This window comes from Pseudoalteromonas sp. SS15 (assembly GCF_049257195.1).
Classification (GTDB): domain Bacteria; phylum Pseudomonadota; class Gammaproteobacteria; order Enterobacterales; family Alteromonadaceae; genus Pseudoalteromonas.
In genome coordinates, this window is the sequence record NZ_JBMMUD010000002.1 from 279849 (window position 1) to 296383 (window position 16535).

Here is a 16535-nt window from a genome sequence, read left to right on the forward strand (position 1 = left end):
CACTCTTTTAAATATTTGAGAGTGTTAAAACGAAGAATTACTAAGCATCGATCAATTGCTGCTGTAATTGATGAATTTCATCACGTAGCTTAGCGGCCTTTTCAAACTCTAGCTCTCTTGCATGATGCATCATTTGTATTTCAAGTGCGCTGATCTGCTCCGCTATTTGTTTCGGATCTAAATAACCCGCTTTAGGCTCAGCGACTTTTGCTGACACAGGTGAACTCGATGACTCATCGACACTTTCACCAACATCCATCACATCCGTGATTTTCTTATTCAATGCCGTTGGCACTATGCCGTGTTTTTCATTATAAGCTTCTTGTATTGAGCGACGGCGTTCGGTTTCTTCAATTGCTTTTTTCATCGACTTGGTGATCACATCACCATATAAAATTGCTTTACCATTTAAGTGACGTGCCGCTCGACCAATTGTCTGTATTAAAGAGCGTGCAGAGCGTAAGAAGCCTTCTTTGTCTGCATCAAGAATTGCGACAAGAGATACTTCTGGCATATCCAGACCTTCCCGAAGTAAGTTAATGCCCACTAGCACATCAAATACGCCTTTACGTAAATCGCGGATAATTTCCATACGCTCAACGGTATCAATGTCCGAGTGTAAATAACGCACCTTCACATCATGGTCATTCAGGTAGTCGGTTAAGTCTTCAGCCATACGCTTGGTTAATGTGGTGACCAAGACGCGCTCTTTCTTCTCAACACGTTTATAAATTTCAGAGAGTAAGTCGTCTACTTGTGTCCCTACTGGGCGTACTTCTAATTCAGGATCAAGTAAGCCTGTCGGACGAATAACCTGCTCAGCCACGTCGCCATTTGATTTCTCTAATTCGTAATCACCGGGTGTCGCTGATACATAAATCGTCTGTGGGGAAATCGCTTCAAACTCATCGAATTTTAGCGGTCGGTTGTCCATGGCCGATGGCAAACGGAACCCGTATTCAACTAAGTTTTCTTTGCGGCTTCTATCCCCTTTGTACATGGCGCCCACTTGAGAGACGGTCACATGAGACTCATCGATGATCATTAACGCATCATCAGGCAAATAATCGAGTAACGTTGGAGGCGGCTCACCCGGCGCTCTGCCAGAAAGATAGCGGCTATAGTTTTCGATGCCTGAGCAATAACCAAGCTCGGTCATCATTTCAATATCGTATTGTGTACGCTGAGCAACTCGCTGTTCTTCAACTAAGCGATTGTCATCGAGAAGGCGCTTTCTTCTGTCTCTTAGTTCATCTTTTATTTTTTCAATGGCATCTAAAATTTTCTCTCGGGGAGTAACATAGTGGGTTTTCGGATAGATAGTTGCACGAACGATGTGTTTTTCAATGGCGCCCGTAAGCGGATCAAATAAGCTCAAACGCTCGATTTCATCATCGAACATTTCAACTCGCACACCAATATCATCCGATTCTGCAGGGAAAATATCAATCACCTCACCTCTAACTCGATAAGTACCCCGACTAAAATCAATGTCGTTACGAGTATATTGCAGCTCAGCTAACTTTCGTAGGATGTCGCGCTGGTCAACTGTGTCACCGACTTTCAGCAATAACATCATCTGCATATAAGAATCAGGATCGCCCAGACCATAAATCGCTGACACAGACGCAACAATAATGGTGTCTCGTCTTTCTAATAACGCTTTGGTTGCCGATAAACGCATTTGCTCGATGTGTTCATTTATCGACGCATCTTTTTCTATAAAGGTGTCACTTGCCACCACATAAGCTTCAGGCTGATAGTAGTCATAATATGAAACGAAGTATTCTACTGCATTTTCAGGAAAGAACTCTTTCATCTCACCATATAGCTGTGCCGCCAAGGTTTTATTGTGAGCAAGAATAATGGTCGGACGATTCAGATTGCTGATTATATTCGCCATGGTAAAGGTTTTGCCTGTACCCGTTGCGCCCAGTAAAGTTTGGTGTGCAAGGCCCGCTTCTAAGCCATCGCACAATTGCGCGATAGCCGTTGGCTGATCCCCATTTGGTGAAAATTCAGAGTGAAGTTTAAATACATCAGTCATGTTTTAATTCCTGCTCAGGCACAGATTGCATTCGGTTTAAGCTCGCGCAGAACCAATTGTACGCGACAATGGCTGTGACCAAATTACCGATTGCAGCACCAATAAATAACCCTTTCAGACCTGCTAAATGCGATCCTAAATAAGCGAATGGTACGAAAAACACAAACAACCTGATCACGCTCAGTAACAAGGCATTCATTGGTTTATGAAGGGCGTTAAATGACGAATTACTTAAGATGATCACCCCTTGAAAACCGTAGCTCAATGGCATGATATAAATAAACAGCTCAATGATACGCTGAACTTCTTTTTCAGCACCAAAGGTTTGACTAATTAAGCCTGAGCAAAGGATTAATACGATATAAATAGCAAACTGCCAAACCATTACGAACTTTAATGTGGCTTTAAAAGCTTCTGTCACACGTTGATAATTCTGCGCCCCATAATTTTGACTGATAAAAGGCGGTAATGTCATCGACAATGCAAGCACCACTAAGCTTGCGATAGATTCAATACGGCTACCGACACCAAAAGCTGCTACCGCTTCAGGCCCGTAAGTTGCGACAATCGCTGTCATAACAGCCATGGCGATAGGTGTCAGCATATTTGCCCCTGCAGCAGGAAAACCAATTTTTAGGATTTTCTTAACTGCCTGCATAACCCCCTGCTCTCCAGGGCTAACACTGAGTAGGCGCTTTTTCACTGCAAGTAAATAAAAGATAATGCCTACCGCCACAGACCAAGCGATGACACTCGCTATCGCGGCACCTTGAACCCCTAACTCAGGGAATGGGCCTATACCGAAAATAAGAAGAGGGTCGAGGATCGCATTTATCAAACCCGCTGCGCCCATAATAATACTTGGCGTTTTAGTATCACCACTGGCACGTAGTACTGAATTACCAATCATAGGCGTGATTAAGAATACGCTGCCCAAGAACCAAATAGACATATAGTCATATATATGTGGCATGACTTCAGCGTGAGCACCGAGTAGTTTGAAAATCGGCTCTATCATTAAAAAGCCAAATAAAGACAACAAGAACACCATCACTGCTGATAATAAAAGTGCAATGGTGGCATCAAACTTGGCCTCTTCTACTTTATTAGCACCCAACGCTTTGGCAATCACCGCAGACGTACCTATACCCAAACCTATTGCAAGACTAATGACTGTAAAAGTTACAGGGAAAGTAAAACTAACAGCAGCAAGCTCTTCAGTCCCTAACATACTAATAAAGAAGGTATCGACTAAATTGAACATCATCAGCGTGATCATGCCAAATATCATGGGAATGGTCATACGTTTGAGTGTGGACGGGATGTCCCCTTCGAGGATGTCATTGGAGACCTTAGACTGCTGCGCTGATGCCATATTAAATAGAAACCTTAAGATAAGCCCGACCAGTGGATTGAGCATTCTAGATCATCATGAAAACTAAACCCAGAGGATCGTGATCATTTATCAACAATAAATATTAATTCAACTCTGAGATCTTCACTTTTGAGTCGTTTAAACCCATCTATGCACCAAAAAAGCACAAAAACACCTTTCATAAGCACTTACTAACCTGTCGCTTTAGTAGCCACTGAGATTTTTTTGCACAAGTATGACGCTTAATTGACTATAAAAAACACTGCAATGAGCAAAAACCACCCAAACCAGAACAAAAAACAACAAGCCATTGTTTTTATTAGACTAAAAAAATTTAGCAAAAAGTATTGCAAAGCTCCTAAAGCCCGACACATATGGCTTTGCAATACTTTTTAAAGATTAATAAACAATGTTATCCACAGATTCTGTGGGTAAGTGTCATAAAGCTAATAAAATAAAGACTTATAGCGCGATCAAAAGATCGGAAATACATCAGTGGAAAAGGATCTTTGCTTCGTTTATGTGACAGAAAATGATCTTTAGTCATTCTTGTTGATAACTTTAAAGTTATCAACAAGCGAATTCACTGTCTGAATATGTTCATTTAAATTTTATAACCCCTTATTTTAAAAGGCCAAATAGTAATCAGTAAAAAATTCTATGCTTCAAAACTTCTCTCTGTGTCTATTTTCTGCGCTGCACGAATAAATGAAACAAACAATAGTCTTCGTAATTTATTGATCATGATCTTATATAAAGAAGAAAACACCAGATCTCATTAAAAAGTTATATTTAAGGCCTTTGAGCAAAATATGACTCATACTGCGCAAAATAAACATTTTTAATTTTATGTTTAAGCATCGCAAAGTCGCTTTTTTTGGATTTGCTTTACTTCCACAGAGTAAATTTGCGTTAAAAAACCGACAAATCGGATATAAAACCAGCGGATAAACGGATTTTTTAAATTTCTGTCATTTTATTTGTTGACACCTTGGCAAGGGGTCATTAATATTTCGCCCCGTTGAGAGACACGCTTCCCCCTTAGCTCAGTTGGTTAGAGCGACGGACTGTTAATCCGCAGGTCCCCCGTTCGAGTCGGGGAGGGGGAGCCAAGTTTCTTGATAATAACGATTCCCCCTTAGCTCAGTTGGTTAGAGCGACGGACTGTTAATCCGCAGGTCCCCCGTTCGAGTCGGGGAGGGGGAGCCAATCGTTATAGTGTAATTCCCCCTTAGCTCAGTTGGTTAGAGCGACGGACTGTTAATCCGCAGGTCCCCCGTTCGAGTCGGGGAGGGGGAGCCAACACTACTATCCTTTTATATTGTTCCCCCTTAGCTCAGTTGGTTAGAGCGACGGACTGTTAATCCGCAGGTCCCCCGTTCGAGTCGGGGAGGGGGAGCCAATATTCAGATTCTCATAGACTTTTCCTAAACATTGCACTACCCTACTATAGTTAATTTTTCCTTTAAAATCGCTGACTCAGCTAAATTAAATAATTAGAAAATTTGCTTATTTTGCGATAATTGTTCCTCAATTTTTATATTAGCCTGACGATAAAGAACCGTATCATCTTGGCTATAAGTATGCGCTCAAAAAATTTAGGCTAGCTTAATCGCGGCTAGATTATTTGCAGTTTGGAATAAAACTAAAAAGAACTGAAAGACACAATAATGGCAGGCTTTAAAAAACTTATATTTGTGCAATTGATTTCTTGGCTTCTGTTTTCACTTGTTGGTGTATTCTTCTTTGCAACCAGCTTTGATTCAGCAGTGTCAAAAGCACAGCAAAGTGCACAAGTAATGGTGACTCAGTATATAAAAGAAAAAACCATGGCAGAGGTCACCCCTCAGCATATTCGTCAAGCACTCGCGAATGGTAATGTGTTTTCAACCTTCATTGTAAGAGACTTTAATGGTGATACAGTTTTAAACGTTAATACCCACAGCCCATTACCTTTTATAGCTGAAATTATCGAATCGAATATTAATGCTATTCGCCCGCAATTTGCCGTGAATGTGACCAAAGACATTAAAATTGAATTCATTATTAATGCACAAAGTCAGGCGCAACTTCTACAGCAAGCTGTCATCATGATGTTTATTATTACCGCCCTACTCGCATTTATTCCTGTCTTTTATATGAAAGCCATTTATAAACGCTTAAATCGTAATGTCAGTATGACAGTTGCTGATGCGGTAGATATGTACATTACTCAAAACCAAGTGACAGAAAGCATAGAAAATGACTTTAATGCAGGTAAAGTGCAAGCACTGGGTGCCGAGCTTGCTCCCTCTTTCAACCGCTTAGCGCATTTCTTAAAGAGTAAACAAGAAGATATTCAAAGCGCCGCACAAAGTATTAAGCAAGAAGCTTATAAAGATGTGGTAACTGGTTTGGGTAACCGCAACATGTTCGTTGAGTATTACGAGCAGCATATTGAATCAAGCAGCAAAAAATCATTTGGTACCCTTGCCATGATCCGTTGTAGTGAATTGCAAGTTATCAACCAAACTCGCGGCTATCAAAAAGGCGATGAATATATTAAAGCGGTGTCTGAAATCATTACGCATGTTTGTGGCACTTATACTGGCGGGCAAACATTCCGACTTAACAGTTCTGACTTTGCGGTTATCTTGCCAAATATTCCTGCAAAGGAAGCCGAGCATTTTGGTGATACATTACAAGCAAGATTCACTCAATATCAACAAAACCAAGAGCTCAGCTCAGTGGCTAACACAGGTATTGTGCCATACGAAACTGGCAAGCCTTTGGGTGAGATATTATCAGTGGTCGATAATGCCATGAGTATGGCCCAGAGCAAGCAAGCGAATGCGTGGCATATTCAACGTGAGTCTGACCTTATTAATAATGTTGGTGCCGGCTTTGGCAATCAAAACTGGCGTAAAGTGATCCATGATGTGATCGAAGCAAAACGCGTCAGCTTAATGATGCAAAACATTATGCCTATTGGTAAAAATGTTAAAGCCTATGCCGAAATTCAAGCGCGCTTTAAAACTGAAGATAACCAAATGCTGCCAACGGCGTCTTTCTTGGCGATGGCAGAAAAACTTGAGATGGCCATCGAAATCGATAAATTGATCATAGATACGTCGCTTGAGCTCATAAAAACCCGTAACTTCACTGAAAAGTTCTTCGGTATCAATGTCACAGCGTCAAGCGCCCACTCAGATCAATTTGTGATCTGGTTAGAACGTCGTCTGTTAAAAGATGCCAATATTGCTTCGAAACTCATTTTTGAAGTGAGCGAGTTTGGTTTACAGCAAAATATTAAAGCCAGTAAACGCTTTATCGATATGGTCCACCGCGTTGGTGCACGTATCACCGTTGAACGTTTTGGTGTTGGTTTAACCTCATTTAAGTTCTTCAGAGATTTGAAACCTGATTTCATCAAGATGGATGCAAGTTATACCCGAGGTCTTGAAGAAGATAAGAACAACCAATACTTCATGCGTCTGATGGTCGACCTTGCTCACCGTATTGGTGTGAGTGTGTTTGCCGAAGGGGTCGAAAACCAAGAAGAAAAGCACGTCGTCGAAACACTCTGCCTCGACGGTGTCCAGGGTTACTACATAGAGAAACCCAAAGAAATATAACAGCAAAAACCAGGCCCTTTCAGGGCCTTTTTTGATTTCGCTGCGTATATCCGTAAATCTTTACAAAAATACCCATTTATCAAAACAATTCTGCCGTTTTTGTTGTGATATTCAGCGTCAAACTTGGTAAAATTAACAATCGCTAGGCACTCAATAAAAAGGCGTCAACGTTAGGGGCTATAATGACTGAATATATTCTGTTGCTGATCGGCACAGTATTAGTAAACAATTTCGTGTTAGTACAATTCTTAGGCTTATGTCCTTTCATGGGCGTATCAGGCAAATTAGACACTGCCGTGGGTATGTCAATGGCCACCACCTTTGTACTCACGTTAGCCTCAGTAACGAGTTACCTTGTTAACGAGTATATCCTACAACCTCTCGAATTAGAGTTCTTACGCACCATGAGCTTCATACTCGTTATCGCTGTGGTGGTGCAATTTACCGAAATGGTGGTGAAGAAGACCAGCCCTACCCTATACCGTTTACTGGGTATTTTCTTACCGCTTATCACCACTAACTGTGCGGTATTAGGTGTTGCCCTACTTAATATAAAAAATGAGCATACCTTTATGAGCTCAGCCGTATTTGGCTTTGGTGCTGCAGTTGGTTTTTCTATGGTGCTGGTTTTATTTGCTGCACTGCGTGAACGTCTTGCAGTTGCTGATGTACCAACCCCTTTCAAAGGTGCGTCAATTGCCATGATCACCGCTGGCTTAATGTCTCTTGCCTTTATGGGCTTTTCTGGATTAGTGAAGTTTTAACCATGACCTTGTTTTATGCACTCATTGCGCTAGGTTCACTGGCGTTGATTTTTGGCCTTATTTTAGGTTATGCCGCGGTAAAATATCGCGTTGAAAGTAGCCCTGTTGTCGACCAAGTCGATGCTATTTTACCGCAAACACAATGTGGCCAATGTGGTTATCCTGGCTGCCGCCCTTATGCTGAAGCCATTGCCAATGGCGACGAAATTAATAAATGCCCACCGGGTGGTGATGCCACAATTAAAAAGCTAGCTGATTTAATGGGCGTTGAGCCTAAACCTTTGGCTGGCGGCGAAGAAGCTGAACCTGTTAAAACTGTGGCATATATCCGTGAAGATGAATGTATCGGCTGTACTAAATGCATTCAAGCTTGTCCGGTTGACGCTATTGTCGGTGCCACAAGACAAATGCATACCGTATTAAAAGATGAATGTACCGGCTGTGACTTATGCGTTGAGCCATGTCCGGTTGACTGTATTGATATGATCCCTGTTGCTGAAACAAAGCAAACATGGAAATGGCAGTTAAACGCCATTAACGTCACTCAGATTGATTAGAGGTTGCCGTGGAATCGTTATTTGAACAAATTGAACGTGGAACGCTGTGGCAATTTCCTGGCGGTATTCATCCACCAGAACAAAAAACATTGTCAAACCAACTCCCAATTCGCCAGTTACCCTTACCTGATAAATTGGTTATCCCATTAAAGCAGCATATTGGTGCTAATGGTCAACTGCTTGTCCATGTGGGCGATCATGTTTTAAAAGGTCAAGCACTAACAAAACCCGCTGGCAATTGGTCTTTACCTATCCATGCCGCTACTTCAGGCATCATCACCGCCATTGAACATAGACCATCGGCACACCCGTCCGCTTTACCAGAGCCGAGTATCGTGCTTGAACCTGATGGCCAAGATACTTGGTGTGCGCTTGAACCGCTTGAGCAATATGCCGAAGTTTCTAAACAACAACTGATCGATAAAATCCATGATGCAGGTATTGCTGGTATGGGTGGTGCGGGCTTCCCGACTTATGTGAAAGCCAGCAGCCAAGCAGAGATTGATTTTTTTGTTGTCAATGGCGTTGAATGTGAACCTTATATCACAGCCGATGACATGTTAATGCGTGAGCATGCTGAGCAAATCGTGCAAGGCATTGAGATCATGCAACACCTACTCTCTCCGAAGTATGTACTTGTTGGTATTGAAGACAACAAGCCTGAAGCCATTGCTGCGATGCAAAAGGCCTCAGCACATAACGATAAAATCTTAGTTCGCTCAGTACCAACCAAATACCCTTCTGGCGGTGAAAAACAGCTGATCAAAGTACTGACTTCTCGCGAAGTGCCCAGTGCGGGCATTCCTGCAGACATTGGCGTATTAGTGCAAAACGTCGGTACTTTATTTGCCATTAGTGACGCTGTGCTTCGTGGTAAACCACTCATTGAGCGAGTTGTTACTGTAACCGGTAGCACCATCAAACAAGCACAAAACGTTTGGGCACTGATGGGCACCGAAATTAAGCATCTTCTCGATAGTCAAGGCTTCGAACCCGTTGCTGCACAGCGCGTCATCATGGGTGGGCCAATGATGGGCTTCACCTTACCAACAGTGCGCATTCCTGTGGTCAAAACCACCAACTGTATTTTGGCACCTGACAATCAAGAACTGGCCGAGCCAAACGATGAAAAAGCTTGTATTCGCTGTAGTGCATGTGCCGATGCTTGCCCGCAAACTTTACTACCACAGCAATTACAGTGGTTTGCGAAAGGCAAAGAGTACCAAAAGCTTGAAGAATACAACCTGTTTGATTGTATTGAATGTGGTGCGTGTTCGTACGTATGCCCGAGTGAAATTCCACTGGTGCAATATTATCGCGTTGCCAAAGCTGAGATCCGAGAACAAAAACTAGAACAAATCAAAGCTGAGCGAGCAAAAGAGCGTTTCGAAGCCCGTAAAGAGCGTTTAGAGCGAGAGCAAGAAGAACGTCAAAACCGCCACAAACGTGCGGCTAGCCGTGCTACTCAATCAGCGCAAAGTAAAGAAAAAGTGGCTGAAGCGCTTGAGCGTGTTAAGAGCAAGAAAACACCAGAAAAGTCAGCGGTCGAAGCTGCCATTGCCCGCGCTAAAGCGAAAAAAGCAGCTGATGGTTCACTCGAGCCTGATAATAGTGCTGTTGCATTAGAGCGCGCTAAGCGTAAAGAGCAAGCTCGCCAATACAAGGCTGAGAAAGCCACTGATGACAGTGCCGATAAGCCTAAAGATAATAAGGCTGCTGTTGCCGCTGCCATTGCACGTGCGAAAGCGAAAAAGGCCGCACAACAAGCCGATGCTGATGATATAAATTCAGAACAGCAAACAACTCAGACGGATGCATCGACCGATCCGCGTAAAGCCGCGGTTGCCGCCGCCATCGCTCGTGCAAAAGCAAAGAAAGCGGCACAAAATGCTGATCAAGATGAAGCACCAACTGAAACTGAAAGCATAGAAGATCCGCGTAAAGCCGCTGTTGCTGCCGCCATTGCCCGTGCAAAAGCAAAGAAAGCAGCTGAAGAGACTGAGCAAAGCGATAGCTCAGTATCTGATAGCGAGCCGGAAGATCCTCGCAAAGCTGCTGTTGCAGCTGCTATCGCCCGTGCAAAAGCGAAAAAAGCAGCGAAAGAAGCTGAGCAAAGCGATGAAACTGTAGCTGATAGCGAGCCGGAAGATCCGCGCAAAGCTGCTGTTGCAGCTGCTATCGCCCGTGCAAAAGCGAAAAAAGCAGCGAAAGAAGCTGAGCAAAGCGATGAAGCTGTAGCTGATAGCGAGCCGGAAGATCCGCGCAAAGCTGCGGTTGCAGCCGCCATCGCTAGAGCAAAAGCGAAAAAAGCAGCGAAAGAAGCTGAGCAAAGCGGTGAGACTGTAGCTGATAGCGAACCGGAAGATCCACGTAAAGCCGCGGTTGCCGCCGCCATCGCTAGAGCAAAAGCGAAAAAGGCAGCGAAAGAAGCTGAGCAAAGCGATGAGACTGTAGCTGATAGCGAACCGGAAGATCCACGTAAAGCTGCAGTTGCGGCAGCCATTGCCCGTGCAAAAGCGAAAAAGGCAGCTAAAGAGGCAGAGCTTTCGGCTAGCGAAGACAATGTCGAAGCTGATACTCAAACTGAGCAATCAGAACAAAGCAGCGAGCCAGAAGATCCACGTAAAGCGGCTGTTGCTGCTGCCATCGCCCGAGCTAAAGCGAAAAAGGCTGCAAAAGAAGCTGAACTAGCAGCTAGCGAAGAAAGTGATGAGACTGATACTCAAACTGAGCAAGCAGAACAAAGTAGCGAGCCAGAAGATCCACGTAAAGCGGCTGTTGCAGCCGCTATTGCACGTGCTAAAGCAAAGAAAGCAGCTAAAGAAGCACAATTAAAGCAAGAATCAGAAGAAGGAAATGAACCGTCATGAAATTAACCATGGCTTCATCGCCCCACAATCATAGTCATAAAGCACTGAATAAATTAATGATGACAGTGATCGCTGCGTGTGTACCCGGGATCATCGCTCAGTGCTACTTTTTTGGCTCAGCTGTTTTAATTCAAATACTCATCGCACTCATTTCTGTCAGTGCATTTGAAGCAGCTATCATGAAGATCCGTAATAAAGCCATTTGGCCATCATTAAGTGATGGCTCTGCTTGGCTAACTGGTGTGCTGCTGGCAATCAGTATTCCGCCTCTGGCACCTTGGTGGGTCATCGTCATCGGCTGCCTTTTTGCCATCGTGATCGTGAAACAACTTTATGGTGGTTTAGGCTTTAATTTATTCAACCCAGCTATGGCAGGTTATGTCTTATTGCTTATTTCATTCCCGGTGCAAATGACAGCTTGGTCGCCAGTTTCTGAACTGCTAGTGACTCCTGTAAGTTTTATTGATCAACTTGCTTTAATTTTCACGCAAACCACAACGTCAGGTTTAACCCTAGAGCAAGTCAGAGCGGGTATCGATGGCATTACAATGGCAACACCACTCGATACAGTAAAAACAGCCGTTTCTCAGGGCTATACAGTCACTGAAGCGATGCAAAGCGCCGTGTTTGCCGATTACGCTGGTAAAGGCTGGATGTGGGTTAACCTAGCTTATCTGGCCGGTGGTATTTTCTTAATTTGGCGCGGCATTATTAACTGGCACATCCCTGTGGCCTTCATTTTTGCACTGGCATTTTGTAGTGCTGTGGGTTACATCATTGCCCCGGGTAGCCACGCAGGCCTTGTTTTCCACCTACTCAGTGGTGCTACTATGTTAGGGGCATTCTTCATTGCCACCGATCCGGTTTCTGCTTGTACCACAGATAGAGGCCGATTAATTTTTGGTGCAGCCATTGGCGTACTGGTTTATATCATCCGTACCTACGGTGGTTATCCAGATGCTGTGGCCTTCTCTGTATTACTCATGAATATGGCAGTACCATTGATTGATCACTACAGTCGCCCGCGCACATTTGGTCATGGAGGTGCACAATGATAGCCAAGTCTATGTATAAAAATGGCGCAATTTTGTGTGCTTTTGCATTGGCAACCACAGGCAGTGTAGCTGTGGTTCAGAGCCTGACTGAAACACGGATCGCAGAGCAAGAAAAAGCACAACTGATGTCTTTACTGTCTCAAGTTATTCCAAGTGAGCGTTACGACAACCAACTCTATCTTGACTGCGTAGAAAGTGACGCGCCAGAGCTTGGCCCAGCAGGCCCGCATATTATTTATCGTGCAAGATTAAACGGCGAGCCCGCAGCTTTGCTTGTTCGTCACATCACTCCAAAAGGTTATAGCGGTAATATAGATATCTTAACTGCAGTTACAAAGCGTGGCGAAATCACCGGTGTACGTGTTACCCGTCATGAAGAAACACCCGGCCTGGGTGATAAGGTAGAGCTTTCTAGATCTGATTGGATCACCACATTTAATGGCATGCAAATAAATAGTGCAAATGATGGCCGTTTCGCAGTGAAAAAAGATGGTGGCGAGTTTGACCAATTTACTGGCGCAACCATCACGCCTAGAGCAGTGACTGGCTCAGTGGGAGAAGCTGCTTGGTACGCAACAACGCACTTTGATGCTTTATTTGCCAAAGACAACCTGTGCGCAGGAGAAACACAATGAGCGAATATAAAACCCTCATAAAAGATGGCATGTGGGCCAACAACCCAGCTATTGTTCAGCTACTTGGTTTATGCCCACTACTTGCTGTAACCAGCACCATTACCAATGCTATGGGCTTGGGGATCGCAACCCTTCTGGTACTGGTTGGCTCGAATGTCACTGTGTCATTGGTACGTAATTTTGTCCCAAAAGACATTCGTATTCCTGTGTTTGTCATGATAATCGCCGCGTTTGTAACCATAGTGCAGCTATTAATGAACGCTTATACCTTCGGTTTATATCAAGCACTGGGGATCTTCATTCCATTAATCGTAACCAACTGTGCCATTATTGGTCGTGCTGAAGCCTACGCTTCTAAAAACACCCCGCTATTATCTGCATTCGATGGCATCATGATGGGTCTAGGTTTTATGGTGGTGCTGGTGTTATTGGGCGCAATGCGTGAGTTAATTGGCCAAGGTACCTTGTTTGATGGTGCAAACTTACTATTAGGCGATTGGGCGACGGTTCTGCGTATTGAAGTTTTTCAATTTGATAACCAATTCTTAGTGGCTATTTTACCTCCGGGTGCTTTCTTAGGTTTGGGTTTATTAATTGCCGCTAAAAATGTGATTGATGCGCAAATTAAAGCTAAAGCACAGCCTACGCAAGAAGCCGAAAAAGCGCCGAGAGCACGTGTTACTAGCTTAACTTAAACGGGTTACGAACAATGAACAAAACCAAAAGACTCGAGATCTTAACCCGTTTACGTGATGACAATCCAAACCCAGAAACGGAGTTGGATTTCACCACCCCATTTGAGTTGCTTGTTGCTGTCACCTTGTCAGCACAAGCCACCGATGTGAGTGTAAATAAAGCAACAGCAAAACTATTCCCAAAAGCAAATACTCCACAAGGCATTTTGGATATTGGCTTAGAGTCGCTCAGAGATCACATTAAAACCATTGGTTTATATAACTCCAAAGCCAATAACGTCTATAAAATGTGTCAGATCCTCATAGATAAACACGGTGGTGAAGTGCCTGAAAACCGTGAAGCATTGGAAGCCCTACCTGGCGTTGGTCGAAAAACCGCAAATGTCGTTCTAAACTGCGCGTTTGGTTGGCCGACTATTGCAGTCGACACCCATATTTACCGCGTTTCAAATCGCACCAAATTTGCCATGGGTAAAGACGTGGTTGCTGTAGAAGAAAAACTCGAAAAAGTCGTACCAAAAGAGTTTAAAGTCGATGTGCATCACTGGCTGATTTTACACGGCCGTTATGTCTGTGTTGCACGCAAACCAAAGTGCGGCAGCTGTATTATTGAAGACTTGTGTGAGTTTAAAGAGAAGGCAGAATAGTCTGTAAGAACCGTATATTGGCAAAGCAGCCAGAAAAAAGTGCGAAATAGCAAAAGTTTATGTGAAAAACGGCAAAAAAATTCGCCTTGTAGATTTGAGGGAGCTTGCTCCCTCAAATGATTTTCACTGAATGACAAGAGACTGTGTTTTATCGACCTCTCATTCATGGTGATAAAACAATACAATCTTTAGCTAATAGAGTTTATCGCACCATCTTATTTATAAACTGATCAACCAACGCAGCCTGTGCATTAAGTGATTCTTGGGTCTTAGACATAGTAGAGATGGTTTTATCCGAACTTTGCATAGAATCATTGGCTAATTGCGAGATATGCACGGCGTTGTTATTAAGCTCATTTGATACGCCTGACATCTGCTCAGTGGCCGTAGCTATTTGATAGTTTAAGCCAGAAATATCATTCACGATGGCATTAATGCTTTCTAAGCTCGCCTGAGCGCCTTCCGCTTGAGACACACATTCCGTCGATTTATTCACGCCGTTTTGAATAGCCTGCACAGCTTGCTCTGCACGCCCTCTTAAGTTTGCAATAATGGTATCAATTTCTTTGGTAGACTCTTGAGTACGTTGAGCAAGCGCTCTTACTTCATCTGCTACAACTGCAAACCCCCTTCCTTGCTCGCCAGCACGAGCAGCTTCGATCGCGGCATTAAGTGCCAACAAGTTGGTTTGCTCTGAAATACCTCTGATCACATCCACTACACTGCCTATGTCTACAGTTTGCGCATTTAATTCTTCAATATCAGTTTGCGTTTGTGACAACTCTTCGGCCAACGCATAATTATTTTGCATATTTTCATTAACCGCTTCGTTGCCTATTTTTACTGACTCTAAAGCAGCTTCGGAGCGCTCTGCAGCATTGTTAGTATTGCTTGCAACTTCTGAGATTGTCGCGGTCATTTCATTGATTGCAGTCGCAAGTGCATCTGTTTGCGCTTGTTGGCTATTTAATAATTCAGCACTGTGATTGCATTCATTCACCGTATCATCGGCTTGTTCGGTTACCGTTGCACTGGCATCTTTAACACGACCTAACACCGCTCTGAGCTCAGACTCCCTTGCTATAAGCGCTAATTCAATTGCAGCAATATCGTTTACTTTACCTAAGTAAATCTTTTGCATTAGCGGATTATCATAAACTTGTTTCGCTTTTTCACTAAGCGCTCTTATTGGTGCGAGTTGCCTATGTGTAAAAGCTAAAATGGCGACTAAAAGTACAGTCTCTACAATATAGTTCCAAGGCGTAGGTAATGAAGTAAACATCATGGTCAATAAATAAAATGCAACTATGATTGCCATCATTTGGGTGGGTAATGACCAAGATGCTGCTGTGAGTTTTTCTGCAGAACTACCTGAATTAAGCTTTTGATAAATATTCTCAGCACGATTAACAACAGCGCTATCTGGTTTGGTTCTCACCGATTGATACTCAACGGTTTTACCTGAGGTATCTTTTATTGGTGTAACAAAGGCATTCACCCAGTAATGATCACCATTTTTACAGCGGTTTTTAACCATTCCCATCCAAGATTGCCCACTGCCAATATAATCCCAAAGATTTTTAAAAGCAGCTTTTGGCATGCTCGGGTGGCGAACAATATTATGCGGTTTATTTTCTAGTTCGTGCAGCTCAAATCCCGCGACTTCGCAAAATTGCTTATTCGCATATTTAATTTGGCCATTGGTGTTTGTTGTAGATAACAGATTGTAATGATTGGGGTAATCATACTCTCTGTTGGTCACTTGATTTCTTCCTTTAGTCATCGTCGTTCACACTTATTAAAAAAGATATGATAATTTTTTCGTAGAAAATCGCGAAAGCCTTTTCGCTGCAAAAAATTGATCAAGATCAATTTGGAGTACTGAAGTAATAAAATATAGACGATATAAGAGTGGATAGATAATTTATTAAAATTTAATTCAGAGAAAAGAGAGATGATTTAATAGGAATTTTTTATAAATAAAGTAAGAAGAGTGGCGTCCCCTAGGGGATTCGAACCCCTGTTACCGCCGTGAAAGGGCGGTGTCCTAGGCCTCTAGACGAAGGGGACGCAGAAATTGTTTAGCAAATTACTGATTTGCTATTTCTGCGTTAGGTGAGTCCGAGCCAGCGAGGCGAACGGCATTATTCTTTCGCAGAATTCTGTGTCACTAGGACTGGTTATTTAAGCTCTTACCATACGAGCATTTATCTTGAGCACTTTTAGTAAAGTGGCGTCCCCTAGGGGATTCGAACCCCTGTTACCGCCGTGAAAGG

General features: G+C 43.3%; 11 protein-coding genes and 5 tRNA genes. 12 read left to right on the forward strand and 4 right to left on the reverse strand.

The window, feature by feature from the left end:
* Positions 1-40: 40 nt before the first annotated feature.
* Both uvrB and AAEU28_RS05445 read right to left on the reverse strand, forming a co-directional pair.
* On the reverse strand, positions 41-2047 hold the full coding sequence (uvrB, locus tag AAEU28_RS05440) for an excinuclease ABC subunit UvrB (RefSeq protein ID WP_421963273.1): 2007 nt from the start codon (positions 2045-2047) through the stop codon (positions 41-43).
* Positions 2040-3422, reverse strand: coding sequence for an MATE family efflux transporter (locus tag AAEU28_RS05445; protein WP_421963274.1), 1383 nt, complete (start codon positions 3420-3422; stop codon positions 2040-2042). Before AAEU28_RS05445 ends, uvrB begins: the two co-directional genes overlap by 8 nt.
* A gap of 1035 nt (positions 3423-4457) precedes the next feature.
* Between AAEU28_RS05445 and AAEU28_RS05450 the strand changes: the two genes are divergently transcribed.
* The 12 genes from AAEU28_RS05450 to nth all read left to right on the forward strand — a co-directional run bounded on the left by AAEU28_RS05450 (position 4458) and on the right by nth (position 14259).
* Positions 4458-4534, forward strand: a tRNA-Asn gene (locus AAEU28_RS05450).
* A gap of 20 nt (positions 4535-4554) precedes the next feature.
* Positions 4555-4631, forward strand: a tRNA-Asn gene (locus AAEU28_RS05455).
* 16 nt (positions 4632-4647) lie between these two features.
* Positions 4648-4724 (forward strand) — tRNA-Asn (locus AAEU28_RS05460).
* A gap of 23 nt (positions 4725-4747) precedes the next feature.
* Positions 4748-4824 (forward strand) — tRNA-Asn (locus AAEU28_RS05465).
* Positions 4825-5092: 268 nt separating this feature from the next.
* Complete coding sequence (locus tag AAEU28_RS05470) at positions 5093-7036, forward strand: EAL domain-containing protein (RefSeq protein WP_421963275.1); 1944 nt, start codon at positions 5093-5095, stop codon at positions 7034-7036.
* Between the two features lie 182 nt (positions 7037-7218).
* Positions 7219-7800 (forward strand): electron transport complex subunit RsxA, encoded by a 582-nt coding sequence (gene rsxA, locus AAEU28_RS05475; RefSeq protein WP_058030771.1) that lies wholly within the window; start codon positions 7219-7221, stop codon positions 7798-7800.
* Positions 7801-7802: 2 nt separating this feature from the next.
* Positions 7803-8357 carry an electron transport complex subunit RsxB gene (rsxB, locus tag AAEU28_RS05480; RefSeq protein WP_058030772.1) on the forward strand — a complete coding sequence of 185 codons (555 nt, stop codon included), beginning with the start codon at positions 7803-7805 and terminating at the stop codon, positions 8355-8357.
* 8 nt (positions 8358-8365) lie between these two features.
* Positions 8366-11227, forward strand: a complete 2862-nt coding sequence (gene rsxC, locus AAEU28_RS05485; protein ID WP_421963276.1) for an electron transport complex subunit RsxC — start codon at positions 8366-8368, stop codon at positions 11225-11227.
* A complete protein-coding gene (gene rsxD, locus AAEU28_RS05490; protein WP_421963277.1) occupies positions 11224-12282 on the forward strand; it encodes an electron transport complex subunit RsxD in 1059 nt (352 codons plus the stop codon). The genes rsxC and rsxD overlap by 4 nt, the downstream gene beginning before the upstream one ends.
* On the forward strand, positions 12279-12917 hold the full coding sequence (gene rsxG, locus AAEU28_RS05495) for an electron transport complex subunit RsxG (RefSeq protein ID WP_421963278.1): 639 nt from the start codon (positions 12279-12281) through the stop codon (positions 12915-12917). Before rsxD ends, rsxG begins: the two co-directional genes overlap by 4 nt.
* Positions 12914-13612 carry an electron transport complex subunit E gene (locus AAEU28_RS05500; RefSeq protein WP_058030776.1) on the forward strand — a complete coding sequence of 233 codons (699 nt, stop codon included), beginning with the start codon at positions 12914-12916 and terminating at the stop codon, positions 13610-13612. Before rsxG ends, AAEU28_RS05500 begins: the two co-directional genes overlap by 4 nt.
* Positions 13613-13626: 14 nt before the next feature.
* Positions 13627-14259, forward strand: coding sequence for an endonuclease III (gene nth, locus AAEU28_RS05505; RefSeq protein ID WP_421963279.1), 633 nt, complete (start codon positions 13627-13629; stop codon positions 14257-14259).
* Positions 14260-14461: 202 nt separating this feature from the next.
* Here nth and AAEU28_RS05510 read toward each other — a convergent pair whose 3' ends face one another.
* On the reverse strand, positions 14462-16021 hold the full coding sequence (locus AAEU28_RS05510; RefSeq protein WP_421963280.1) for a methyl-accepting chemotaxis protein: 1560 nt from the start codon (positions 16019-16021) through the stop codon (positions 14462-14464).
* A 232-nt stretch (positions 16022-16253) separates the two neighbouring features.
* Positions 16254-16329 (reverse strand) — tRNA-Glu (locus tag AAEU28_RS05515).
* Positions 16330-16535: the final 206 nt, after the last annotated feature.